Here is a 24,686-nt window from a genome sequence, read left to right on the forward strand (position 1 = left end):
CGTGACCCGGAAAGACCTGGATATGATCTGGCTGCGTGACGAACGACCGCTTCAGACTGCGGAAGATCTGTTTGGCACCCTCGAAACGGGTGTCGACACCGTCGGCAGCTTCGTCGAGTAGGTCCGGGCGGCCGAGATCACCGGCAAAGACGAAGTCGCCCGTCAACATGTATCCCGGAGCATCGGCGAAGGCACCGTCGGTCACCAGGAACGAGAGGTGCTCCGGGGTATGACCGGGCGTGTGAACGGCTTGCACGGTGATGTTGCCCAGAGCCAGCGTGTCGCCATCGTGGAGGCGTTCGGCCTCGAAGCCGTACTGCCAATCGTCGCCGCCCTCTCCTGAGACGTAGGTGACCGCCCCGGTGGCCTTGGCCAGCTCGCGAGTGCCGGACAGGTAGTCGGCATGGATATGGGTCTCGGTCACGGCGGTGATGGTCATGCCATGCCGATCGGCCAGATCCAGATACACACCGATGTCGCGGCGGGCGTCGACCACCACTGCCTCTCCTTTGGCCTGGCAGCCGATGAAGTATCCGGCTTGGGCGAGGTCTTCGTCGTAGATGCGTTCGAGAAGCATCGAAATCTCCTTGTCGATCGTGGCGGCGTTCGTATGGGTGTCAAGAATCCACGGTACCCCGTGGGGTATTTTTGCAGGTTCTGTGCGTCGAGGCGCACGGTTCCGATTCCTGCGGGGTGGAGGTGAAGTGGGCGGCATTCCACTGGGCGACCAGGGGCATCGCAACCGACTGATCCAGCGAGGCGCAACGACTCACAGCGCCACCGCAGCGGTTGCCGACCATCACGTCCTCCTCAGCCGTCCGGCACTCGCCGACTCGGGGCGGACGAGGGAATTTCATTCCTCCCGAGTGTGACGTTTGTCAGAATTGGCGACTAGCCTCATCCATAATGTACGTACATCCGTACGATCAATCAAGGAGAGGGTGGCGTATACCTCGGCACGTGTCCTTGCACCACCTGCTCGAACGCCGGAATGACCTTCCAACACGACTGCTGTCGATGCAGTGCACCTGGCCTCAATGACCACCAATGTCGTGACCACACGGCTCGCGCCCACACCGACGTCAGACCGGATGCGCACCCGCCGCTCGGGGACGCTCACGCTCTGGACTTCCCCGATACATCCTTCGACACCATGGTGTGCACGTTCTCGCTCTGCGCCATCCCAGCCCCGGACATCGCGCTCTCGGAAATGTCGCGAGTGCTGCGTCCAGGTGGAACAATGCTCCCCGCCGATCACGTCGCCTCGTCGATCCGGCCGGTTCGATGGATCCAACGCGCCCTGAAACTGGTGAGCATCCCGATCGGTGGCGTGCACTTTCTGCGACGGTCCTCGCTCGCGATCACCGGTGACGAGAGCTTCTCCATCGAGGACATCGACCGGTTCACTCTCGGTCTCGTCGAGCGTCTTCACGCCCGAAAGGTGTCCTGAACGGGCAGGTACGATGGGCGCGGCACGCGCGGCCGACCATATTCCGGTACTTCTGCCTCGACGAACGCGAGAAGCCGCTTCAGCAGTGCATCCGCACGGTCGTCGAGCGTTGAATCGACGCCACCGAGTAGCTCGTGCGCGTCCCGGCGTGCCTGGGTCCCGTATTCGTAGTATCCGGGGTCGAGTACCGAAGCCGAGGCGGGCTACGGGACGAGCTGTGCGCTCGGTTGCCGTGCCTGCACCGAGTGGAGTCGGTGCACAGGTACTCGCCCGTCCAGGTGGGCTCGAACGATGTCGGCGACCGCACGGGACGTGAGTGGGGTCGCAATCAACGGGGTGTGGCCCAACCGGTCGATCGCAGTCGACAGCGGCTGCCGATCGGCCGGATCGACGTACCGGTCGAATCCGCCGAGTCCGGTACCGCCCACGGCATCGAGAGCATTCGGGTACTCGGATACCGCGTGCGATGGCCCAGCACCTCCAACAAGCGCTGATACACCATCCGCGGCGAGATACCCCGCCCCCGTCAGTGCCGGGGGAAGTGACAGTGTGGACGCCGCGGCCTGTGTCGATACGAAGGGCGTCGATCCTTGGATCGGCGGTGACATTGCAGTGCCGCAGGGCCGCGATCTGGGTGTACGGCAGACCGGTCGAGGCGAAGATCAGGACGCGGGCGTCTCGCCGCGCGAACAGTTCTGACGGCCAACCGGATTCGGGGAGGCGGGCGATGATGCCGCCGATCACGGCTGCCAGCTCGTGCAGGCGCGCCGTACGCGCCACGTCCAGCGCAGCCCGAACGATCTCCGCGCGCCCCGGAGGGGGTAACAGCTGCCGGGAATGGGTGCCGTCGATCACCGCGATCCGGCGGCGTTGGGTCGTCGACGTAGCGAGGTGCACGTGGAGGACGCCGCGACGACCTGCAGCCAACGTACCCACGCGCAGACCGGGCAGGATTCGTGACGGCCGGTGAACGGTAGGGCTTTGAAGGCCCCGACGCCGTCCTGATCGGTCTTCGACGCCCGAATCCGTACGTGCGCACCGTCGAGGCGGTCGCGGCGGACACCGCCGCATTCGAGCGCCACGAGTTCGCTACGACGAAATGCGCCGGTATAGCCCATCAGAAGCAGCGCGGTGTCGCGCCGTTTGAGGACCTCCGACGCCCACCCGGTCACACTGAGACGTGCATGATCGACGATGGTGGTGATGTCGGAGGTCAGCAGCGGTGCGCGTGGATTGCGTGGCCGCTCGCCCGCCGACGCGTAATCCCGCCGAATACTGGCGAGGGTGGCGCGGACCATCTCGTGCCCGCCCGGGTTGTCGTGTCTGGTAGCGCGGTGGCGGTCGGCGATCGCTGCGACCCATTTGCCGAACGTCGCGGCCGCGTACGCCCGAGTCCCGTCGACGGTGAGTGTGTCCGCCGCGGCCACGAGATAGGCGGCCACCGTCGCGGGATGCGCCGGTAACGAGATATACCCGGTGGCGGCGCACCAGGTTTCGAAGCGTCTCCACGCCGAGGCGTAGGCGCGGCGGGTGCCGGTCGAGCGCGATGACGCCATCGACTGCTCGATCCGAGCGGCGACGTCGGGTGGGAGATCCGGAAACACCGCTGCGGTACCGCCCGGCAAGACAGCCGGAACAATGTTCGAGTCGTCTGCGAGCTGGCGTTCGGTCATGGGCAGGACTGTAGCGGGCACCTCCTACACATTTATCGAACAGAAACTACGCTCACCTGGCGTTTCCTCAAGGACGGTGCGGGAAGGAAAATTCTCGTCGGTCACCGCACACAAACCGTGGGTGACTACAGGAGGCGATTGATTTCCGCGTAAGTCGGCGTAGAGAAACGTGTGGTGATCTAGCGCGCTTCAGTCCCAGTCCAATCGAATGCCGAGCTCGACGAAGGCATAGGCCAGCTCGTCGACGTCTTCTTCGGTGCGGCACCCCGTTCGAGCGAATCCGAACAGAGATCGGGCGGCGTCGCTGTCGACGCGGGCGGCGGCGACAGCGGCATCGATCGCCGCAATCACACCGTCCCAAGCGCTGCGGGTGGGTACCGGACTGCGAGACCCCGTCGGAGGGGTCCCCGGATCGACCGGCTCGTACCGTCGCGGGCGCAGCAGGCAGGCGTCAGCTCCGCTCGCGGTTATCTCATCGTTCTCCACCGCGATGATCGCGGTCGCGGCAGCAAACAAAACGTTCGCTTGCTCGTCCCACGGCAGTTGCTCGAACGGAACCCACGATGTCCGCAGCGGGCGGGAACAACCGGTGGACTTCCAGATCGCGCTCAGTGGCTTCGCCCACCATCCGGTGCGAACCAGCGGTGTCGATACCTCATCGACGACGGTGCGCAGCAGCCTGAACCACACTGCTGCCTGAACACGGCCCGCGACGAGCTCGACCGACCCGCTCGTCATGGCGGCGGCTGTGCGCCGGTCGATTTCTGCGACGACTGCTGGTACCGGTATCGGTGGTGCGTGTTCGTCCGAGCCTGCTGGTGTTCTGTCCCAGAACACCAGTCTCCCGGGTATCACAGCGCAGAATTCGAGCCGGCAGAGATGCTTGGTGCAGCTGGTCAGCATCGGGTACTGATGAGCCATCATGACCGCGATATCGGCGTCGGTGTCGAGGGCGTCGATGCACAAGGGGCATGCCCGCGTATCGAGCTTGCTCACCCAGGGAAGCCATGTGCCGGCTGCCGGTGTGCGTCGACGCCGATCTGCCATTGCCAGACCCGGTGGCAGTAGGACAGAGAACTGATGGACGTAGGTGTCGAAGTCGCATTCACTGGGGTCGGTGCTGTCGAGCAGCCAGGGCGTATAGCCCGCCAACGTCATCTCCCGCAGCCGTTCCGCGGTACTGCCGCCTCTCTGGGCAAGTGCGGTCAACACCGGCTCGCGTGTGTAGCGGTCCAGGTCCACGCCCGAGGTGTCGACACCGAGCCCGTCGAGAAGGTCCGCTGTATTGATCAACGAATACAGTGCGGTGGTCCGGGCCAGCCACGACATCAGAGTCTCGCCAGGTAGTGGTTGCGGGTGCAGCGGCCACGGCGGATGCGCACTGTGGTCGAGCGCTGTGCGTGCTGCGGGGGCATCGGCTGGTGTCATGCCAGGTGCCGTTCGAAGTGGCGGCGGCGTTCGGTGGGCCCGGAGTAGGCGGTTTGGGTCAACACCTGTGAGGTGATCGATTCCTTCCCGGCTTCTATTGCGGTCACTGCGGCCGCGGTCAACAGCGTGGCCAGTTCGCCGATGGTGCCCTCACACCGGGTGAGGAGGTAGTCGGTCATCTCCGCCGATGTCAGGTGCGAGGGCGCACGCAACGGGAAGCTGGCGGTGAAGCTCGCCAGCAGGGAGCGGGTGTCGGTGTCGTTGGTCCAGATCGGCAGCGTCATGGGGTGAAAACGGTTCTCCAGCTGTGCATCGCTGCGGATCGCGAGGTACGCCTCTCGGGTGCCGACTCCGACGAGAGGGATCCGCAGTTCGTTGCCCAGAAACCGCAACAGGTTCAGGAATTCTCGGCGTACGTTGTCGCGGCCGGCGAGGACGTTGTGGAGCTCGTCGATGATCAGCATCCGAACTCCTGTCGCTCGCAGCAGCGTGATCGCTTGCTGTTCGAGTTCGTGGACTCGGTTCCGTGGGCGGATCGGCGTTCCGAGTGCGGCGAGCATCGCCAGGTAGAACCGTGCGGGTGCTGAGTCCGGAGGCATCTGCATACACAACACCGGTATCTGTTCGCGATCGGGCAAGCTGACAGTGGGGTGTGCACGGCGGAACTTCTCAACGATCATCGACTTGCCGTTGTTCGTCGGTCCGATCAGAAGCAGGTTCGGCATGCGTTGTCGATCCGGCCACCCCAGCAGCGTCTCGAGGTGCTCGATCACCGACCGTGCACGCGGATACCCGATCCACCTCTCGGTGCGAATGTGCCTGATGCGTTGCGCTGCAGGCAGAACCGCGATCGATCTGACCGAACTTCGCAGGTGGGTGAGGTCTGCACTACCGGGGTCGATGTCTTTGCCGATACGGTCGGTGCCGTGGCCTGCGGGAGCGCTTCGGGGGTCGTTGTTCACCGTTTCACCACTCTTCGATGTCGTCGAATAGTGGAACCGACACGTCGTCGGTGCCTTGGCAGGGCTCGGGCGGGCTCTGCGCGGCCGGTGGTGTGGTGACGCTGCTCAGATGAGCACGGCGAGTGCGATTACGGCGGGCTCGCTTGGTGTCCCTCTGTGCAGAGGTGGCTATCTGACGCATCTTCTCGATCATCGCGAACAGAGCGTGTTCGTCGATAGTTGCTCGGCCGTGCTCTCGAAGACGCACCACCGCTGCCCGGTGTTCCCACGATGTCACCGCCGGATGTGACATCGTCCGGACCCCGACCCCGACACGAGTTTCTCCTTTCCGCATTGAACGAATCTGGTGGCGAACACGTTTCGAAGCGATGGCCCCAACGAACTCACCCATGTTCGACAAACGAGTTCGCTCGATCCGCTGCCCGCACCGCGACACTGACGCGCCAACCCTCTTCGGGTACGACACAGAACCGTCCCCGGCGATCCCCCTACAACATGCGGGCCGCGCTCGACGCCGGTGTCGTCTTCCTACGTCCTGCGCTGCCAACTGCGTGAGGACAGCAGGCGCATACCGTTGAGAGCAACGAGGACGGTGGAGCTTTCGTGCCCTGCTACTCCGATCGGCAGCGGAAGGGTCCAGAACAGGTCCCACGCAACGAGCACCACGATGAACGTCGCCGCTATCGCGAGGTTCGCGACTACGATCCTATGCGCACGCCGCGACAGCTCGATCACCGAAGACAAGGTTGTGAGGTCATCCCGTACCAGGACCGCATCGGCCGTGTCGAGTGCGAGGTCGGAACCCTTGCGTCCCATCGCGACACCGATGTCCGCCGCGGCGAGAGCGGGAGCGTCGTTGACGCCGTCTCCGACCAGGAGAACGCGGCGCTCGCGCGTGCCGCCGTCCGAGAGTCCGCTGCGTTGCAGTTCCGTCACGGCCGCGGCTTTGTCCTCGGGAAGCAGCCCTGCCCGAACGTCGGCAATCCCGATACGTTCGGCCACCGCGTTCGCTGCGTCGGAGTTGTCGCCGGTGAGTAGCACTGAGGGACTACCGGTCACGCGTTCTAGGTCGTCGACGGTCGCGGCAAGGTTCGAGCGAACAGTGTCCGCGAGGGCGATCACTCCGATCGGCCTTCCTCCGGTACGGATTATCACGGCGGTCATCCCACCGAATTCGCGTGCGGCAGCAGTGCGCGCGGCCGACGTCTCGCCTTCGGATTCCGAAAGGTTGTCGGAGCGATCAGTTTTCGGTGCGACGTCGGGTTTGCTGACCGTCACGACCTCGCCATCGACGCTCGCGCTGACTCCCACACCCGGGGTCGACTCGAATGCGATCGCTTCGGGGATCGACAGGTCTCGGCGGCGGGCGTAGTCGACGATGGCTGTGCCGATCGGGTGTTCGCTGCCCATCTCGGCGGCGGCAGCAAGGGTGAGCACGTCACTTTTGCTGGAGCCCACGAATGCATCGATGCGCTCGACCTGCGGTGTTCCTTCGGTGAGTGTGCCGGTCTTGTCGAAGGCCACCACCTCGATGGTGCGGAGTTGTTCCATGACGACAGCAGATTTGACGAGAACACCGTTGCGTCCGGCAGTGGCCATAGCCGCGAGGAGCGGTGGCATCGTCGCCAGGACTACCGCGCAGGGGGACGCGACGATCATGAACGTCATCGCCCGCAGCAAAGCCGGTTGGAGTTCGCTTCCGAGCAGCATCGGGATCGCGAAGATCGCAGCGGTGGAGACGACGACGGTCTTCGAGTAGTACTGCTCGACTTTCTCGATGAAGAGCTGCTTCTTCGCTTTCGTGGCCGAGGCGTGTTCGACCATGGCCACGATGCGGGCGATGACGGTCTCCGAGGGGTCGACGTCAATGCGGATCCGCAGTGCGCCGGTGCCGTTGATGGTGCCGGCGAAGACGTCGCCTCCGACCTGTTTGAACACCGGGATTGCCTCACCGGTGATCGAGGACTGATCGACGTCGGAGCTGCCGTCGACGACGGTGCCCTCGCCGGAGATGCGCTCTCCCGGTCGGACGATGACGATGTCGCCGCGTCGGAGATCAGCGGCGTCGACTCGTTTCTCGACACCTGCGGTGTCGAGGATGACTGCGGTCTCGGGTGCGAGATCGAGGAGACTGCGAATCGAGTCGGCGGTGCGGCGAGTCAGTACTGCTTCGAGTGCGCCGGAGGTCGCGAAGATGACGATGAGCAGTGCGCCGTCGAAGATCTGCCCGATCGCGGCCGCGCCGAGCGCGGCGACGATCATCAGCAGGTCGACGTCGAGGGTCTTCTCTCGTAGCGCGCGCAGGCCCTCGAGTGCAGGTTCCCAGCCGCCCGTGATGTAGCAGGCCAGGTAGAGCGCCCAGAACGACCAGACCGGCGCAGCGACGAGCTGCGCAGTCAGTCCGAGCAGGAACAGCGCGGTCGCTGCCAGCGCCCACCTCACCTCGCCGACGTCGAGCAGACGCGTCCGCGCGTAGCCGGAGTTACCACGCGCTGTGGGCGCGGCCGGAGCGGTGGTGGTGTCGATCGATGCCATGACTGCCTTCTGCCAACGGATGTGGGTGCGGGAGCGACTGTACAGGAATATATGAAGATCTTTACATATCTACATCAACTACAGTTGCCCCATGGGACACGAAGTCGACGGGCGAGCGCGGCCTCCGGCTCAACTCGACGCCGAATCCGCCGCGACGGTTGCCGCGACACTGCAGGCGTTGGCGACACCGAGCCGGCTGCGGATTCTCACACAACTCCGCCAGGGCCCCAGTGGGGTGAACGACCTCGCCGACGCCGTGGAGATGGAACAGTCCGCCGTCTCCCATCAACTCCGCTTGCTTCGCGCATTGGGCCTGGTCACCGGGGCACGCTCCGGCCGCAGCATCATCTACCGCCTTTACGACAACCACGTGGCGATGCTTCTCGACGAGGCGGTCTATCACATCGAACACCTCGGAATGTCCTCACCGGACCTGCCCGCTACCGCCGATCCGGCGTAGCCAGATCGCTTCCCGCGGGCGCTGTTACGAGCCTCCCAACCCCCACGGTACTACCCCTAGGGGGTATGTCTTGCTATCGTCGACGTCATGCACTCAGCACCCCGGCGCGGTCGATGGGGCTCAGCCTCGGCGACCGGGGTGCTGATCGCGTTGACGGCATTCGGGGTGCTGCTGATGCATTCGGTGACACCGACTGCCTCGATGTCCATATCGACCTCGATGAGCGATGGTCACACCGCCGCGATGACGTCGACGGCCGCTGACGGGAGTTCGGCCCCGGTGGCGTTCGGGGAACACCACTGCCCATCCGCGCATCAGATGATGCACCCCTGTGTAGGCACGACGGTGTCGTGGCCTGCGTCGACGGCCCCTGCGATGAGCGGCGAGATCGAATTGACACCGATCTCCGCGGATTGGATCGGTGGGAAAGTCGACTCCACCCTGGAGCGCGCGCCGCCGTGGACGCTGTGGGAGTTGGATAGATCGGTGACCTTGCGAGTGTGACAGGGAGCCCGGTAGGCGCACGTCTATCGGCGGATCGATACACATTCGGTTTCCTGTATTGACCACCCTTGCAAGGAGTTTGTTCATGCGTACCAAAGTTTTGGTCTCCCTCGCCGCTGCCGCCGCGAGCGTATTGATCGTCGCCGGCTGTAGCAACGACTCGGCCGATTCCCCGATGGACGGGCAGTCGATGAGCTCGTCCTCATCGGCGCCGATGTCGTCGACCCGGGCGACGGCCTCGGCGCAGTTCAACGATGCCGACGTGATGTTCGCGCAGATGATGTACCCACACCACGCCCAAGCAGTCCAGATGGCTGAGATGGCACAGGGCCGCACCGACAACCCCAACGTACTGGCCTTGGCTGCGGAAATCGACGCCGCTCAGCAGCCGGAGATGAATCAGATGACGGCATGGCTCGCCGAATGGGGTCAGCCCGCACCCACGGCCGACATGGGTGCGATGAGCGGAATGAACCACAGCTCCGGCAGCGGCATGATGACCCAACAGGACATGGGCGCACTGATGGCGTCGTCAGGACCTGAATTCGATCGCCAGTGGCTGACGATGATGATCGCCCATCACACAGGTGCGATCGAGATGGCGAACACCGAAATCTCCGGCGGTTCCAACCCTGACGCGCAGGAAATGGCCCGCACGATCGTCACCTCTCAGCAGCAGGAGATCGAGACCATGCAGGGCCTGCTCGGCTGACATGGTTTTTTACCAAGACAAGGCCGCACCCCTCTCCAGAGGAGGGGTGCGGCCTTGTTTTGACTGTGGCTGGTTATTCGAGCAGTGTGAAGATCCCGAGTTCTCAGCTCTGTGAGATCTGCCTGGACTGCGCCTCGGAGTCCCGGCTTCCCTCGCTCGGAGTGCCGGTAATGGCGTCGGGCGTGAGATCGAGTCGACGCAGCAATTGCGCGTTGGCGGCGACGATGATCGTCGACAGCGACATCAGGATCGCGCCGATCGACATAGGGAGCACGAACCCGACCGGCGCCAACACCCCTGCCGCGAGTGGAACGGAAATCAGGTTGTATCCCGCTGCCCACCACAGGTTCTGCTTCATCTTTCGGTAGGAGGCGCGGGAGAGTTCGATCACCGACAGCACCGACCGTGGGTCGTCGCTGGCCAGGATCACCCCGGCCGAGGCGATCGCCACGTCGGTGCCCGCGCCGATCGCGATGCCGACATCGGCTTGCGCCAAAGCCGGTGCGTCGTTGACTCCGTCGCCGACCATCGCCACGGTGCGCCCTTCCTGTTGCAGTGAAGCGACGTTGCGGGACTTGTCTTCTGGTTTCACCCCGGCGAAGTAGCGGTCCACTCCGAGTTCGGTGGCCACGGATTTCGCGACGGCGTCGGCGTCTCCGGTGATCATGACCACCGTGACACCGCGGGCGTGAAGGTCGTCGATTGCGACACGTGATTCCGGCCGGATCTCGTCGGCGAGGGCCAGTGCACCGATGACGGTGCCGCCGGCGAGGACGTGCAGGATGATCGCCCCGTCACTGCGCCATTGGTCGGCGACAGCAAGTTCGGTCGCGTGTTCCTGGTCGAGCAGTGCTGGTCCTCCGACCTGGATTGTGGTGCCGTCGACGTCCGCGGAGACCCCGATCGCGGGGGACGACTGGAAGTCGGTGGCCGATGGGACGGTCAGGTTCCGCGTTCGTGCAGCGTCGACGATGGCGTGGGCCAGCGGGTGCTCGGAATCGGCTTCGGCCGCCGCGGCCAGCGCAAGGACGTCGTCGGCGGTGCGCACGTCTGTCACCTCGATCGAGGTGACGGTGGGTTCGCCTTTGGTGAGGGTGCCGGTCTTGTCGAACAACACGGTGTCCACGGTCCGCATGGTTTCGAGTGCGAGGCGGTCTTTGACCAGGACCCCTCCGCGGGCGGCTCGTTCGGTGGCGATGGAGACCACCAGCGGGATCGCCAGGCCGAGTGCGTGCGGGCACGCGATGACCAACACGGTGATCGTCCGGATGACGGCGTCGTCGGGGATCCCCAACAGTGTCCACGCGGCGGCGGTGATGATCGCGGATCCGAGAGCGAACCAGAACAACCATCCTGCTGCGGTGTCGGCGATGCGTTGGGCCTTCGATGTCGAGTTCTGGGCGTCGGCGACGAGGCGGCCTATTCCGGCGAGGGCGGTGTCGTCCCCTACCGCGGTGACCTGGACCCGGATACCGGAGTCGGTGGCCACTGTCCCGGCGACGACCTTGTCGCCGTCGTTGCGCCGGACGGTCCGTGATTCTCCGGTGATCATCGATTCGTCCATGCTCGCCGATCCGGAGACGATGGTGCCGTCGACGGGCACCCGTCCGCCGGGACGGACGACGACGACGTCGCCGAGCTCGAGCTGGTCCGGCGATACCGGCACCACGTCGTCGCCGTCGACGCGTTCGGCGGTGTCGGGGAGCAACGCTGCAAGCGAGTCCAGGGCGGAGGTGGTCTGCGCGAGTGAGCGCATTTCGATCCAGTGCCCGAGCAACATGATCACGATCAGCAGGGCCAGTTCCCACCAGAAGTCGAGTTGATCATCGAGGATGCCGAGACTCGCTCCCATCGAGGATACGAATGCGACGGTAATTGCCAGTGCGATGAGCAGCATCATTCCCGGTGCGCGCGAGCGTATTTCGCTCACTGCACCGGTGAGGAACGGGGACCCGCCCCAGGCAAACATCACGGTGCCCACCACCGGGGAGATCCATGCGATCCAGGACGCGTCGGGTAGCGAGTATCCGACGAGCATGGAAAACATGTGTGAGGCGACGATGACCGGGACGGCCAGAACAACCATGATCCAGAAAAGGCGCCGGAACATGCCGACGTGGTCCCTGTGTCCTCCGGTGTGACCACTGTGCCCAGCATGGTCGCCGTGCTCGTCATGCGCCGAGCTGTGAGCGGACGGGCCGTGAGGCTCACCTGCGGCTGCTGCGGTGTGCCTCTGATCAGCGGCATCACCGCTGCTGTGTTGTACCGGATTCTCGTGGTCCGTGTGTGTCGGGTCGACGCCCTGAGGTATGGGGTTTTTCATCGCGAGAGGTCCTTCCATCCACCGAGTTCGGTGGCTACGCCGTGCGTGATTCTGCAGGTTGTGGTTCGGCTGTGTATCCAGCGTCGCGGACTGCGGCGATGACCTGAGCATGGTCGAGTACGACCCCCGCTGTCACTGCCAGCGTTCCCGTCGCCGCCGATACCTCGACGGCATCCACTCCGGCCACGGCGCCGACTTCCTCGCGGACCGATGCTTCGCAGTGCCCGCAGGTCATGCCGGTGACACGGTAGTTCGTGATGATCATGTAGCTCCTTCGTCGTGTTCAGCATACCCCTAGGGGGTATCCAGTGGTCCTGTTGGACCATACCCCCGCCCCGTATATCTGGAAAGGGTGCGATCCAATGAGTTCCTCGGAAGTCGATGTTCGGTTCAATCGACGGTCGGTGCGGTCTCTACGAGCCTGAGGAGATCGGCCACGAGCCGGTCGGCCCGATCCTCGACGTCATCGAGGATCGAGAGGGCCTCGGTCAGGGTGGTATGAGCATTTTTGCGGGCGTCGATCCCTCGTTGGTGATAGGCCGAACCGAGCGGCTCCCCAATCGTTGCCTCATCTGAATGTTCCGCCGCCGCGGACCGGACCTGCTTGTCCGGGAGTCGGTGTACCGACGCGCCGCCGTGCAGGTGCACTGCGGCGATGTCCGCGATCGCGCGCGCGGACAGTGCTGTCGCGGTCAGCGGCGTATGTCCCCATCGGTCGATCGGGGTCAGCAAAGGTCGCCTCTCGGCCGGGCTGATGTGAGTGTCGTAGCCGGCGAGTTCGGTGCCGTCGCCGCGGGTCATCAGCTCGGCGAGTATGCGGGTGTTGAGATACCGGTCGGAGAAGCCCAAGACTTCGATCCACCGCCGATACACCATCGTCGGGGATACGCCTGCATCGATCAGGGCTGTCGGTGTCGATGCCCAGGTCCCGTCGACTGTTTCGACGTGCAGTGCGTCTCGACGAGATCTGCGTCCCGCGTGTCATAGAGGTGCTCACCGACAACGCTCACCTGCGCACGATCAGGGTCGAACTCACCGCCCGGTACGGCAGCGAACTCGACATCCTCGCCGACCGAATCCGCCGCACCGTACTCGATGTCGTCGACGACATCGTCGGTACCGGTCCGGTCGGCTCCGGAGACGGCAGTAGCTCTACCCGCGGCGGTCCGGCGGTCGACGTCGCGGTCACAGACATCGTGGACGGCAATCCGCTGACGTCGTGAGCGCGAACAACTGCCGGTAGATCTGCCATGCGCATGTTTTGCCGACCGGCTCACCTTGCCGCCTTGTGTGGCTCGACGTCCCCGCGTGTGCTTTCATCAGGGGCCATGGACAACACCGATGCCACCAGCGCTTCCATCCTGGCCGCCACACCGATCGGTGCCACCGACGACGCCTCCGACATCGCCACAGCCGCCGCCAGGCACGGCCTGGACCCGGCGCAGCTCGGGGGCATGCTCATCGCGCTCGGTGGATCGATATCCGACGAAGACGATCTGGTCGTGCTCCTGCAGCGCATCGTCGAAGTCGCTGCCGACGCCATCGGCGGCGCAGACAGTGCCGGAGTCACCATCGAACTCGGCGGCAGTATTTACACTGCGGTCCACACCGACGATCGCACCCTCGAGGTCGATGCTCGTCAATATGCCGCAGGTGACGGTCCCTGCCTGCATGCTGCCCGCAGCGGCGAGATCGTTTTGGTCGATGTCGATCACTGCGATCAGCGCTGGCCGAGGTTCGCCGCCGACGCCGCGCGCGAAGGTATCCACTCGTTTCTCGCAGCGCCGCTGCGTACCGCGGACATCGCTCTCGGTGCGCTCAACCTCTATGGCCGCGCGCCCGCAGCATTCGACCGACTCGACGCCGACGTCCTCGATGTGCTCACCACCGCCACCGCACGCGCGATCGGTGACTACGCACGCTTCAAGTCCGCCTCCGAAGTATCGATCGCTCTGCGCGAGGCAATCGAACATCGCGCGCCCATCGAACAGGCCAAAGGAATGCTCATGGCACTGCACCGCATCGATGCCGACGCCGCGTTCGCGCTCATGCGTACCCAGTCGCAGACTTCGCACCGCAAACTCCGCGACATCGCCCACGACATCATCGACACACTGACCACCACTACACCGGGATAGTTGCCCCGCAACCGAGCCCCCACGCCCGACCCTGCAATGCTCTCGCCCCGTCGGGCTACAGCCGACGCTCGACACCCAGCAAGCGACCAATCATGTGATCTGCATCACTGTTGCGTGCGGTGTGGGTCCGCTCTCGACGTCACACACTAGGTCGGCTTCGAACGCGATGGCGTCGCGCACCTCCAGATTCGGGGGTGCCCGGGGTCGACCGTGAAGCACGTTCCCCGTTGGAGAGGAGCCGCTTCGCCTGTGTGCGGCGCACCGACCGCGCCGCGCACACCGCCCTTCGGTGACAAGTCACAAAGTCTTCGCCTGCACGTGCCGCGTCCGCGTTCATCCTCGATTCTGCGGTTACGCAGGCTCGACGCGTGATCCCCTACGGTTCGTCACCGTTCACACGATCAGAAAGTACTGAAACCTATGTCCGAAGCACTCAACAACGCTCTGTCGACCATCGCAGAGTTCGTGCCCAAACTGCTGCTGTTCCTGGTGATCCTGGTGATCGGAATCGTCCTCGCCAAGGCCATCGGAAAAGCTCTCTCGGCTATCCTCGAACGCGTCGGATTCGACCGTGCAGTCGAACGCGGCGGAGTGAAGAAGGCACTCGAGAACAGCAAATACGATGCCAGTGACGTCGTCTCGAAGATCATCTACTACGCCTTGGTGCTATTCGTGTTGCAGTTGGCATTCGGGGTGTTCCCCGCCAACCCGATCAGCGTGCTCCTGAGCCAGATCATCGCTTTCCTTCCGCGCCTGATCGTGGCCATCATCATCATCGTGGTCGCCTCGGCCATCGCAGCCGCAGTACGTGAGCTGATCTCGAACTCCCTCGGCGGACTGTCCTACGGCAAGACCCTCGCCACCATCGCATCGGTGTTCATCCTCGGATTCGGCGTCATCGCAGCTCTCAACCAGATCGGTGTCGCCACCACGGTCACCACGCCGATCCTGATCGCAGTCCTGGCCACCCTCGGCGGCATTCTCGTCGTCGGTGTGGGCGGCGGACTCGTCCAGCCGATGGCCAAGCGCTGGGAGGGCTACCTGACCAAAGCCGAGGACGAAATGCCCCGCATCAAGGAACAGGCCGCCAACGCGCCCTCTGTGAAGCAGCAGGCCCAGCACGCCAAGAACGAAGCACAACACCGCTACTGATCAACTGGCATGCATCTCGGTGCGTGGGTAGATATCCACGCACCGAGGTGCATGCCATTACGCGCGTCGTACGCCTTCCCGTACGGAGTGGTGATCGCCTCGCTCGGCCGCCGCAAATACTGGTCCGATCATCCGTACGGAGCAACAGCGTTCACGACCGTCGCGCTTGCCGCAGCAGGCCTGCTCGACATCTCCGCCTCTGGCTGGTCGTTCGCGAGCGTCTGTCGTCCCCACTCCGAGGCACGCGAGGGAGTTGCCTGGATACGTCCTCTGCCACAGTGATGATTCAGCGACAGCGTTGTTCCCGACTGGCTGTGGACGGCGGGCAGGAACCGTCCGCGCTTGTTCCAGCCGGTTCGGTGTGTGCGCTGGCGGATCAAAAGTGTGATGACCGCGAATCGATCTGCCGCGAACGGGCTGTTCGAAGTTGTTTGCAGTCCTTGCGGCGTGCACTGCTCCCCCAGTCCGAGGCGATCCTCACAGATCAGATGCTAACCAAAGCCGGGGCAGTCCCTGGCGATGTATTCCCATAGGCAGTAGATTCGGTCGCCTGGATAGCCAGTATCAACGTCGACGTGGTGTCCGCACCGCCGGGAAGTACTTAAGTAACGTGAAGCAGTCTGATGTCCCTCCAGGCCGTCGGACACGATCGGCGTTGTGTGTCGTCGACAGTCATCCGAAAGATGTGGAGCATCAGCAATGTCAGAGCACAGCGTGTTCGACCCATCCGAGCGTGAACAGGACTCGGTTGTCCGTGCACTGCTCGATGATCCCACCGTCGGTGTCGTCGACACGACACTCGAACAGCTGGCCTCGCTTCGCCGGTTACTTCCCGCGATGACCGGCAAGACCGAGGAATTGCCGCGGTGGGTGCATTACCCGTGGCGGCGCACCCTGGTGCGGGTCCTCGGTCCACGCAGCTTCGATCGGCTACGACTGGATCGCAACAGAAACAAGATTACTTCCGCAGAGCAAGCTCGGTTCAGAGGCCTGCGAGTGGGAGTTGTCGGGTTGAGCGTCGGCCATGCCGTCGCTCATACCCTCGCGATGGAAGGACTGTGCGGGGAGTTGCGTCTGGCGGACTTCGACGAGCTCGATCTCTCCAATCTCAACCGTGTGCCGTCCTCGGTCTTCGACTTGGGCCTGAACAAGGCGGTCGTCGCGGCCCGGCGGATCGCCGAACTCGACCCCTACCTGAATGTGCGGGTTTTCGCGGACGGTGTGACGGCCGAGACGCTCGATAACTTTCTGGACGGGCTCGATCTCGTTGTGGAGGAATGCGACTCGATCGACACCAAACTGTTGGTCCGCCATCACGCCCGCGCCCGAGGAATTCCTGTGGTGATGGAGACCAGCGATGGAGGCGTACTCGATGTCGAACGCTTCGATCTCGAACCCGACCGACCGGTGTTCCACGGACTGCTCGGCGAGATGACGACCGCGGATGTGGCCGACTTGACCGTCGAGCAGAAGAGCACAATTGCAGCGACGTTGCTCGAGCCGACAAAACTGACCCCGAGAATGATCGCGTCGGTGCCGGAAATCGGGCGCACGCTCTCGACATGGCCGCAGCTCGGCGGCGACGTCGCGCTCGGCGGTGCCGCGGTGACCGCCGCTGTGAGGGCGTTCGGCCGCGGTGAACCGCTCTCGTCCGGTCGGCGGCGAATCGACCTGGATTCGTTGGTGCGTACCGGAGTCGATCCGACGGCCGGATACGCAGGGGGATGAACGAGCGCGCCAAGACAACAAGGGCAGCCAGACATTCCGTGCCGGGATCGCGCCCAACTCTGATTCGAGGAATCACCCGATGAACGTAATCGACAAGTCTCGTCGGCGCGCGAACCCTTGGCGATCACGACTCGATACCCGTACTACCGCGGTCATTGTCAGCGCCACCGGCGCTGTGCCGCTGTTGGCCATTGCCCTGGTGTCTCCGACGTTCCTACGCCCGAACGCGCTTCCGATTCTCATCGTGGTGCTCACGTTCACCGCAGTCACCGTGCTTTTCGCTGCCAAAGTGGGGCGGTTGAGTGAACGCCAATTCGCGGTCCTGGGTCTCGGGGGCATGATCGGTGTCGCGATCAGTGCCTACCTGATCGCGGATTCGTCCGGGACGCGCGCGGTCACCTCGATGCTCGCGATCGTTCCGGCCATCGCCGCATCCAGCTCACCGCCACGCGTGACCGCCCGCCTGTCTGCGGCCTCGGTCGTCATGGTCACGGCGCTCACGGTGGTCAGTGTGGGATCCTCCGGGTGGGCGGTGACCGCCGTCGCGATCGGTGCCGCCGCGACCACGGTGCTGGTGCCGGTCGCGCTCATCGGCGGCCTACGCCGAACCCTGTCCTCGGTCAACGAGAAACTGCAGCGGCTGGCCGACACGGACCCGTTGACCGGTCTGGTCAACCGCCGTGGATTGCTTTCGAATGCCCAGGTTCTCGTCCAGGAGGCGTGCGAGCGGAGGGAACCGCTGTCTGCTCTCGTCATCGATGTCGACTACTTCAAGACCGTCAACGACACCGCCGGTCATACGGCCGGGGATCGAACGCTTGCAGCAGTCGCAGACACCCTGGCTTGCGCTGTGCACGCAGCGGTCGGCAAAAACGCGGTCGTCGCTCGAACCGGTGGCGAAGAATTCCTGATTCTCGCCCCGCACCGAGACGGCCACGAACTCACCGAACGGATACTCGATCGAGTCCGGTCCGACTGCACGGTGACTGTGAGCATCGGAACGGTGACGCTCGACGTCCGGCCCACTGCGCCCGGCGAACCGGCGTTGCCCACCGCAAACGTTTCCTCCCGCGAATCGGGAGGTCTCGATCACGTGCTCGACGCCGTGATCCGCGCCGCTGACGCCGCGCTCTATCGCGCCAAAGCCGACGGGAGAGATCGCGCGTTCCACGCCGGCACACTCACGATCACATGGTCGGGCAGCCCCAGGTCCGGCCAGATGAGGACGAACCGCCCCAAACTCCCGACCAGCCGTCACGCCGCCGACGGGACGCGCTGACCGTCTCCACGCAATGAGTGGGCCTCGCGGACCATCGACTGCCACACCTCGGGTCTCGCACTGAGGGCCAGTGTGTGCATGTCCCACCACATCATGACGGTCCGGTATTGCTCGCTCGGGTACGCCGCGGCCGGAATGGCATGGTCGATCCGCCCGCCGGAGCTTTCCCACAGGCGCAGGACGTGATCGGCCGCGCTGGCGAACAGGTACCGGCTGCCGGTCAGTTCGAGCGTCGGCAATGCTGTCCGAGCCAGCACATTCGACACCGTCCGCCCTGCGGCACCCGCATCGACCCACGCGCTTTTCATTTCCACGATCCCGTGGGGGATCCGGGCGTGCAACAGTTCGGTGACCAGAGGCAGTCCAGGCGAGTCCTGCCATTCGGTCAACACGTGGGACTGCTCGATCATCGTGTAGGGGCCTTGTGCCCTGACTCCGCCAAGCATCTGTCCTGCCCTGTCGAGCACCACGTAGAACAGGGTTGTCGTTGCGCCGGAGGCGACTTCGTCCAGATCGAGCGCAGCGGTGACACCATGGCGTGAGTACGATTCCCACGCTCCTTCGACATAGCGGGACCACAGTTCCGGGGATCCCGATGGTGTCGCGGCCGTCAATGTCATGGTTCCACCGGCGCAGCGCGTCGACCGGGAACCGACGTCGAGCCCTTGACCGACGGGACGGACGAGCCTGTCTGTCTGTGTGCTCTGTCGGCTGGCCGACGAGTTGCGCGTAGCGTGCCGATCGGCTGCGGACTCGATGGCATCGGCCGAGTGCGAGCTCGAAAGTATGGGAATCGTCATCGATGAGCTCCTGAGGGGGTGGTGCCCGATAACCCTTCTGGGGCATGTCGAGCGAGTAGTCGGTGTGGAACAGCTAACACAGCCATTGTGCAACAAACAAGCCTACGGACCGGAGGAATGCTTCAAAACATACTTTCAGTCTGTTAACGGCGGCTCAAATGTGTTATGTCACTGAATTGAGCGCGTGGAAGTCGCACAGTTCATTATTCATCACATCACCTGGTTGTGTGGAGCCGGTTTTCAGCGAGGATTTGTCGGTCAACGACTTCGGTTCGCTCCGGATGTCGCTCAGGCACAGGTCGTCCTACGGCGGAGCGAGACTACGGTTTCTTCGCCGCACACGAAGGGCTGCGGGCTAATCCGCACCCATCGGGAACACGATCGTTGTCGAGTTCTTGCGCTGCTCTCGCTCTCGCCATCCAGCGGGTGCGTCTGGTTCTGTGCGTGCCCGATACGTGACGAACTCTGTTTGAATTCATCCATGGTTGCTGCAGGAAGTAACACAAATTCTGGACCCGCTATTGGTGATGAGGTCCAGCTCCGGAGGGGCGGGGAAGTGGTGTCGGGGATCGTCGTCGAGGACTACTCCGATCAACTTGTCTCCGGTCCCGCGTTGGGTCGCGACTGGGCGCACCCGCATCGATGGGCTGTCGCGTTGAACTCGGGAGAACTCGCCTTCGTCGACGACGGTGATTTGCTGACCGAGATCGACGGAAAGAAACGGTGAGCGGTGGCGTCCGAGCAGCAATGTGATCGTTGGTTGCGTTTGCCGTGTTGTGGGAGCCGTTCGGGGGAGCGTCGGCATCGGATGTATTCGTCGAGTTCGGACTCGGGGTGGGTGAGTATCGCTGCCCGGTTGAGGGAACTGACTGGACGCACATGATCGAGATTGCCTCGACCCGGCGTTACGGGATCGGTTGGTCGAGTATTCGCGACGCCGGGATGAGCGCGCGCCGCGTCGGCGAATAGTGAAGAAAAAGCAAGCGTCACCACTGTTTCGGTACCGATGGGTGGCGGATACGGACGACGAGAGGTCTGTGCGCTCCCGGTAGGTTCAGTATGCGGCGTGTCGGTTCCGTCGTCGCGGCGGTACGACGGAACCGACACACCACAACCCCGACAGCAATCGCACGAGGCTGTGCGGGATCTTGTGCAACGACCGACCAGCGTGCCTCTACCCTCTCACTCAGCTGGGTTCCAGCAGAGAGTTGTTCGCTACTCGACGACATCGGTCAACTCTCCCGCCGCGTCCGGGTCGAGGAACTCGAGAAGATCGTTCAGCATTTTCTCAGCGCGGCTTTCGACGTCGGCGAGGACGGACTCGATGTCGCAGAGCAAGTCGTGGGCTTGTCTGCGTGCGAGTGTTCCGCGTTCGTAGTAGCCAGAGTCGAACGAGGTCGTCGTCGATGCGGGTTCCCGTGCTAGACCCGGTTCGGGGCACTCAGCCCGAACTCGACGGCGTGGGTGGGTAGGCGCTCGCCCGTTCAGGTGCATACGCACGATGTCGGCCACCGCACGCGAGGTGAGCGGGGCTGCAATCAGCGGGGTGTGGCCCCACCGGTCGATCGGAGTGAGCAGTAGCTGTTCGCCGGCCGGATTGAAATGCCGGTCGCATCCGGTGAGTTCGGTAACGCCTACCTCCTCGATGGCATCAGCGAGCATGCCGTTGCTCGGGTACCGCTCGTAGTGCCCGAGTACCTCGCACCAACGTCGATACACACTCTCCGGGGATACACCCGATCTCACCAATCTGGGCGAGGTGACGGCGTAGGCGCCGTTGGCCGCCTCAACGTGTAGAGCATCTGCCTGCAGATCTACAGTGACATCGCACACCCGCAACGCCGCGATCTGCGTATACGGCAGACCCGTCGAAGCCAACACAAGCATCAGGGCGTCTCGTCGCGCGAACAACGCTGTCGGCCAACCTGATTCCGGGAGACGCCCGATGATGCCGCCGATGAGGGTAGTGAGATCGTGCAGTCGTTCTGCGCGGGCCACGTCGAGGGCAGCCCGGACGGTCTCTGCGCGTCCCGGTGGGGGTAGGTCGTGGCGGTAGTGGGCAGCGTCGATGACCGCGATCCGGCGGCGTTGCGTCCCTGGCGCTGCAGGATGCGCTCGTAGGAACCAAGCAAGCGATTCCGGCGAAGTCGGCAAAACCGGCTGGTCGAGAGCGGCGCACCAGTCCTCGAAAATTGACCAGGTGTGCCGATCCCGCTCCGCCACAGACGCTTTCACGCTACTTGCCGCATGCACCGAATCAGGATTGGCGACGACGGCTGCAGATGTCGCCCCCGACTCCGGTCGGCTCGCCGGCGCACGTGACCCCCGATCTTCGCGTGTGCTCACAATCCGAGGTCAGTGACGGCGTTGCCGACCAGCGGCGCGTTCTCTCGGGCGTAGATTTCGACCATGCCGGGTGTGGCGTGCCCGGTTTGCCGCATGATCGCATGCGCGTCCGCGCCGTTGCGGAAGGCTTGGGTGACGAATCCTGCCCGCAGGGAATGCCCGCCGAGCTGGGCGACAACGTCGGGGTCGTATCCGGCACCGGCGGCGCGGCGGCGGATCGCCGCATGTACCGCAGCCCCGGACAGTGGCGTGTCGGAGAGGTTGCCGTTCTTGCGGATGGATCGGAAGAGCGGCGATCGCTTCTCGGCAGTGGGCAGGATGCCGCGACAGACGTGAGAATCGAATTCTGCTGCGCGGGAAAGTAACCGAATGACGGCGACTCTACCGCCGGTGTCGAACGCGGTGACGATCTGCAGCCAACGGATCCACGCACAGACAGGGCATGATTCGTGGCGGTCGGTGAACGGTAGGGCTTTGACGGTTCCGGTGCCGTCTTGGTCGGTCTTCGACTTCCGGATCCGTACGTGTGCGCCGTCGAGGCGGTCGCGGCGGACATCGCGGCATTCGAGGGCGACGAGTTCGCTGCGCCGAAACGCGCCGGTATAGCCCATCAGCAGCAGCGCGGTGTCGCGACGTTCGAGTACCTCCGATGCCCACCCGACAGCACTGCGACGTGCGTAGTCGACGATCGTGGTGATGTCGGAGGTCAGCAGCGGGGCACGCCGGTTGCGGGGCCGCTCCCCCGCTGCCGCGTAATCCCGGCGAATGCCTGCGAGGGTGGCGCGCACGATCTCGTGGCTGCACGGGTTGTCGTGGCCGGTAGCGCGGTGGCGGTCGGTGATCGCGGCGACCCATTTACTCAACGTCGACGGCGCATACGCCCGCGTCCCCTCTACGGTGAGCGTGTCGGCCGCGGCAACGAGGTAGGCGGCCACGGTCGCGGGGTGCACCGGCAACGTAATGTGTCCGGCGGCGGTGCACCAGGTCTCGAATCGTCGCCACGCCGAATCGTAGGCGCGGCGGGTAGCAGGAGACCGTGCCGACGCCATCGACCGTTCTATCCGAGCCGCGATCTCGACCGGCAGGTCCGGAAACACCGCCGCACCACTCACTGAAACGACCGAATACGTGTCCAGGACCTCATCGAGCTGCCGTTCTGCCATGACAGGGACTGTAGCGAGCACCCCCGACAGCTTTTTCGAGTCCAAAACACGCTGAACAGGCGTTTCAGCGATGATGGTGCGGGAAGGAAAATTCTCGTCGGTCACCGCACAGATAACGTTGGTGACTATGACCCTGCCGCGAAAACGGGTGTCTCGGCTGTCACCGCGTGTGCGTCGCGGACGACCCCGCTCCATCGGGCGATAGCTATGTCGGCGGATGGTGCAGCGGGATCCCGTGGTCGAGGAACAGTTGCACCGTCTCATCCAGCTCCGCTGCGGTGCGGCACCCCCAGCGCAGGAAGTTGTACAACGAACTGGCGGATGCGGGATCGACGCGCGCTGCCGCGATGGCGGCCTCGGCCGCAGCGTGCGCGTCAGCCCATAAATCGCGCTCGGGTGCGGGATAAGACGAGCGCGTCGGAGCTGTCCCGGGATCGACCAGCTCATACGGTCGTGGGCTCAGCAGAGATGCGTGCGCACCGCCGGCGTCGATCTCACCGCTCTCGACCATCGCAATGCCGATCGCTGCGGCCTCGAGGACTGTCGCCTGCTCGTCCCAGTGCAGGTCCTCGAACGGAACCCACGCGGTCCGGAGCGGGCGGGAACGACCGGCGGCCTTCCAGATCGCAACGAGTCTCGTCGCCCACCGTCCGGTGCGAACCAGTGGTGAGGACACTTCGTCGACGACGGTGCGCAGCAGTCGGAACCAGACTGCGGCATGTACCCGGCCTGGGCCGAGTTCCACCCATCCCGTCGTCAGAGCCTCGGTGCTGCGCCGATCGAGGTCCGTGACCGCTGAGGGAACCGGAACGGGCGAGACCCGTTCGTCCGAACCGAACCGGACCTGATCCCAGAAGATTGCATGACCAGGGAAAGCAGAGCAGGGTTCGAGTCGACAACGGTGGTCGAGACAGCTGCTCAGCACCGGATATTGATGCAGCAGAGTCACCGTGATGTCGGCAGTGGATTCGAGGCTGTCGAGACATGCCGGGCATGCCCGACTGCGCGGAGTGCTCGCCCACGGCAACCATGCCTCGCTCGTGGGTGTGCGGCGTCGTCGATCCTCCCTCGCGAGGTCGGCCGGTAGCAGGACCGAGAACTGGTGGACGTAGGTGTCGAAGTCGCAGTCGGCGGGGTCGGTGCTGTCGAGCAACCACGGTGTCCACCCCGCCAACGTCATCATCCGCACCCTCTCTACCGGGACTGCGCCGCGACCGGCCAGCTCGATAAGTATCGGCTCCGGTGTGTAGCGGTCGAGATCCTCGACAGCACAATCGATATCGAGGTCTGCAAGCAGGTCAGAAGGCTTGATGTGCGGATACAGCTCGCATATCCGGGCCACCCAGGACGAGAGGGCCTCACCTGGCAGTGGCTGCGGATGCAGCGGCCACGGGCGAACGTACGCATCATCGGGCATCGCCGCGAGCCGCGCGTTCACGCGAGGTGGCGCTCGAACTGGCGGCGCCGCTCGGTGGGACCGAGGTACAGAGTGCGCGTGAGCACCGATGAGGTGATCGCTTCCTCTCCGCTGTCGACGGCGGTCACTGCTGCGGCAGTGAGCAGCGTTGTCAGTTCACCGATGGTGCCCTCGGAGCGAGTGAGGAGGTAGTCGGTCATCTCCGGTGATGTCAAGTGCGAGGGTTTACGGAGGGGGAAGCTCGTGGTGAAGCTGGCCAGCAGTGATCTGGTGTCGGCAGTGTTGGTACAGACCGGCAAAGTCATGGGGTGGAATCGGTTCTCCAGCTGGGGATCGGTCCGGATGGCGAGGTAGGCGTCGCGGGTTCCGACAGCGACAAGAGGAATGCGTAGTTCGTTGCCCAGGAATCGCAGCACGTTCAAGAATTCGCGGCGGACGTTGTCGCGGCCGGCGAGAACATTGTGGAGCTCGTCGATGATCAACATCTTCACGCCGGTGGCGCGGAGCAGCATCAATGCTTGCTGTTCGAGTTCGTGGACCCGATTGCGGGGCCTGGTCGGTGTTCCCAACGCTGTGAGCAGTGCGAGGTAGAACCGGCCGGGTGACGGGTCCGGGG

Annotated in this window: 27 protein-coding genes; 12 read left to right on the forward strand and 15 right to left on the reverse strand. The window is 64.2% G+C overall.

Annotated features, from left to right (window positions below):
- Positions 1-577 (reverse strand): MBL fold metallo-hydrolase (locus J1M86_RS13470; RefSeq protein ID WP_206510259.1); only part of this gene is annotated, 577 nt, incomplete at its 3' end.
- Positions 578-991: 414 nt separating this feature from the next.
- On the opposite strand from J1M86_RS13470, the gene J1M86_RS13475 reads away from it, so the two are divergent.
- Positions 992-1,450 carry a class I SAM-dependent methyltransferase gene (locus tag J1M86_RS13475; RefSeq protein ID WP_080733148.1) on the forward strand — a complete coding sequence of 153 codons (459 nt, stop codon included), beginning with the start codon at positions 992-994 and terminating at the stop codon, positions 1,448-1,450.
- A 203-nt stretch (positions 1,451-1,653) separates the two neighbouring features.
- Here the strand turns inward: J1M86_RS13475 and J1M86_RS13480 are convergent, their stop codons facing one another.
- The 6 genes from J1M86_RS13480 to J1M86_RS13505 form a co-directional block, all read right to left on the reverse strand.
- A complete protein-coding gene (locus J1M86_RS13480) occupies positions 1,654-2,058 on the reverse strand; it encodes a hypothetical protein (RefSeq protein WP_206490018.1) in 405 nt (134 codons plus the stop codon).
- Between the two features lie 243 nt (positions 2,059-2,301).
- On the reverse strand, positions 2,302-3,123 hold the full coding sequence (locus J1M86_RS13485; RefSeq protein WP_307786631.1) for a hypothetical protein: 822 nt from the start codon (positions 3,121-3,123) through the stop codon (positions 2,302-2,304).
- A gap of 189 nt (positions 3,124-3,312) precedes the next feature.
- Positions 3,313-4,551, reverse strand: coding sequence for a TniQ family protein (locus J1M86_RS13490; RefSeq protein ID WP_241260065.1), 1,239 nt, complete (start codon positions 4,549-4,551; stop codon positions 3,313-3,315).
- The gene (locus J1M86_RS13495; protein WP_128646200.1) at positions 4,548-5,453 is read right to left on the reverse strand and encodes a TniB family NTP-binding protein; all 906 of its coding nucleotides are present in this window, start codon (positions 5,451-5,453) and stop codon (positions 4,548-4,550) included. Before J1M86_RS13495 ends, J1M86_RS13490 begins: the two co-directional genes overlap by 4 nt.
- A gap of 64 nt (positions 5,454-5,517) precedes the next feature.
- The gene (locus tag J1M86_RS13500) at positions 5,518-5,790 is read right to left on the reverse strand and encodes a hypothetical protein (protein WP_206510260.1); all 273 of its coding nucleotides are present in this window, start codon (positions 5,788-5,790) and stop codon (positions 5,518-5,520) included.
- Between the two features lie 251 nt (positions 5,791-6,041).
- Positions 6,042-8,048 carry a heavy metal translocating P-type ATPase gene (locus J1M86_RS13505; protein ID WP_206510261.1) on the reverse strand — a complete coding sequence of 669 codons (2,007 nt, stop codon included), beginning with the start codon at positions 8,046-8,048 and terminating at the stop codon, positions 6,042-6,044.
- 91 nt (positions 8,049-8,139) lie between these two features.
- Between J1M86_RS13505 and J1M86_RS13510 the strand changes: the two genes are divergently transcribed.
- From J1M86_RS13510 to J1M86_RS13520, 3 genes are all read left to right on the forward strand, one after another.
- Entirely contained in the window at positions 8,140-8,508 is a 369-nt protein-coding gene (locus J1M86_RS13510; RefSeq protein WP_206510262.1) for a metalloregulator ArsR/SmtB family transcription factor, read from the forward strand.
- Between the two features lie 87 nt (positions 8,509-8,595).
- Entirely contained in the window at positions 8,596-9,012 is a 417-nt protein-coding gene (locus tag J1M86_RS13515; RefSeq protein WP_206510263.1) for a hypothetical protein, read from the forward strand.
- 85 nt (positions 9,013-9,097) lie between these two features.
- A complete protein-coding gene (locus tag J1M86_RS13520; protein ID WP_206510264.1) occupies positions 9,098-9,724 on the forward strand; it encodes a DUF305 domain-containing protein in 627 nt (208 codons plus the stop codon).
- 103 nt (positions 9,725-9,827) lie between these two features.
- Here the strand turns inward: J1M86_RS13520 and J1M86_RS13525 are convergent, their stop codons facing one another.
- The 3 genes from J1M86_RS13525 to J1M86_RS13535 form a co-directional block, all read right to left on the reverse strand.
- Positions 9,828-12,047, reverse strand: coding sequence for a heavy metal translocating P-type ATPase (locus J1M86_RS13525; protein WP_206510265.1), 2,220 nt, complete (start codon positions 12,045-12,047; stop codon positions 9,828-9,830).
- A gap of 34 nt (positions 12,048-12,081) precedes the next feature.
- Entirely contained in the window at positions 12,082-12,312 is a 231-nt protein-coding gene (locus tag J1M86_RS13530; protein ID WP_206510266.1) for a heavy-metal-associated domain-containing protein, read from the reverse strand.
- A gap of 125 nt (positions 12,313-12,437) precedes the next feature.
- Positions 12,438-12,896: a hypothetical protein gene (locus J1M86_RS13535; RefSeq protein WP_206510267.1), complete on the reverse strand. Its 459-nt coding sequence runs from the start codon at positions 12,894-12,896 to the stop codon at positions 12,438-12,440.
- A 68-nt stretch (positions 12,897-12,964) separates the two neighbouring features.
- On the opposite strand from J1M86_RS13535, the gene J1M86_RS13540 reads away from it, so the two are divergent.
- The 6 genes from J1M86_RS13540 to J1M86_RS13565 all read left to right on the forward strand — a co-directional run bounded on the left by J1M86_RS13540 (position 12,965) and on the right by J1M86_RS13565 (position 18,344).
- On the forward strand, positions 12,965-13,270 hold the full coding sequence (locus J1M86_RS13540; protein ID WP_241260066.1) for a hypothetical protein: 306 nt from the start codon (positions 12,965-12,967) through the stop codon (positions 13,268-13,270).
- Between the two features lie 105 nt (positions 13,271-13,375).
- The gene (locus J1M86_RS13545) at positions 13,376-14,185 is read left to right on the forward strand and encodes a GAF and ANTAR domain-containing protein (RefSeq protein WP_206510268.1); all 810 of its coding nucleotides are present in this window, start codon (positions 13,376-13,378) and stop codon (positions 14,183-14,185) included.
- A 420-nt stretch (positions 14,186-14,605) separates the two neighbouring features.
- A complete protein-coding gene (locus J1M86_RS13550) occupies positions 14,606-15,337 on the forward strand; it encodes a hypothetical protein (protein WP_206510269.1) in 732 nt (243 codons plus the stop codon).
- A 51-nt stretch (positions 15,338-15,388) separates the two neighbouring features.
- The gene (locus J1M86_RS13555; protein WP_206510270.1) at positions 15,389-15,619 is read left to right on the forward strand and encodes a hypothetical protein; all 231 of its coding nucleotides are present in this window, start codon (positions 15,389-15,391) and stop codon (positions 15,617-15,619) included.
- Between the two features lie 417 nt (positions 15,620-16,036).
- Positions 16,037-17,065 carry an Rv1355c family protein gene (locus tag J1M86_RS13560; RefSeq protein WP_206510271.1) on the forward strand — a complete coding sequence of 343 codons (1,029 nt, stop codon included), beginning with the start codon at positions 16,037-16,039 and terminating at the stop codon, positions 17,063-17,065.
- A 79-nt stretch (positions 17,066-17,144) separates the two neighbouring features.
- A complete protein-coding gene (locus J1M86_RS13565) occupies positions 17,145-18,344 on the forward strand; it encodes a diguanylate cyclase (RefSeq protein WP_206510272.1) in 1,200 nt (399 codons plus the stop codon).
- Here J1M86_RS13565 and J1M86_RS13570 read toward each other — a convergent pair.
- Complete coding sequence (locus J1M86_RS13570) at positions 18,320-19,144, reverse strand: hypothetical protein (RefSeq protein ID WP_206510273.1); 825 nt, start codon at positions 19,142-19,144, stop codon at positions 18,320-18,322. The two genes, J1M86_RS13565 and J1M86_RS13570, sit on opposite strands and share 25 nt — an antisense overlap.
- A gap of 556 nt (positions 19,145-19,700) precedes the next feature.
- Between J1M86_RS13570 and J1M86_RS13575 the strand changes: the two genes are divergently transcribed.
- Together J1M86_RS13575 and J1M86_RS13580 are read left to right on the forward strand one after the other, a co-directional pair.
- A complete protein-coding gene (locus tag J1M86_RS13575) occupies positions 19,701-19,871 on the forward strand; it encodes a hypothetical protein (RefSeq protein ID WP_232433770.1) in 171 nt (56 codons plus the stop codon).
- A gap of 29 nt (positions 19,872-19,900) precedes the next feature.
- Positions 19,901-20,113, forward strand: a complete 213-nt coding sequence (locus J1M86_RS13580) for a hypothetical protein (protein WP_206510274.1) — start codon at positions 19,901-19,903, stop codon at positions 20,111-20,113.
- A gap of 246 nt (positions 20,114-20,359) precedes the next feature.
- Here the strand turns inward: J1M86_RS13580 and J1M86_RS13585 are convergent, their stop codons facing one another.
- The 4 genes from J1M86_RS13585 to J1M86_RS13600 form a co-directional block, all read right to left on the reverse strand.
- Positions 20,360-21,490, reverse strand: a complete 1,131-nt coding sequence (locus J1M86_RS13585; protein WP_241260067.1) for a recombinase — start codon at positions 21,488-21,490, stop codon at positions 20,360-20,362.
- Positions 21,487-22,653: a site-specific integrase gene (locus J1M86_RS13590; protein WP_241260068.1), complete on the reverse strand. Its 1,167-nt coding sequence runs from the start codon at positions 22,651-22,653 to the stop codon at positions 21,487-21,489. Before J1M86_RS13590 ends, J1M86_RS13585 begins: the two co-directional genes overlap by 4 nt.
- 205 nt (positions 22,654-22,858) lie before the next feature.
- On the reverse strand, positions 22,859-24,091 hold the full coding sequence (locus tag J1M86_RS13595) for a TniQ family protein (protein ID WP_206510275.1): 1,233 nt from the start codon (positions 24,089-24,091) through the stop codon (positions 22,859-22,861).
- The coding region (locus J1M86_RS13600; protein WP_206510276.1) for a TniB family NTP-binding protein at positions 24,088-24,686 on the reverse strand (599 nt) is incomplete at its 5' end. The genes J1M86_RS13595 and J1M86_RS13600, both read right to left, overlap by 4 nt.

This window comes from Rhodococcus sp. KRD197, assembly GCF_017168235.1.
Lineage (GTDB): Bacteria > Actinomycetota > Actinomycetes > Mycobacteriales > Mycobacteriaceae > Rhodococcoides.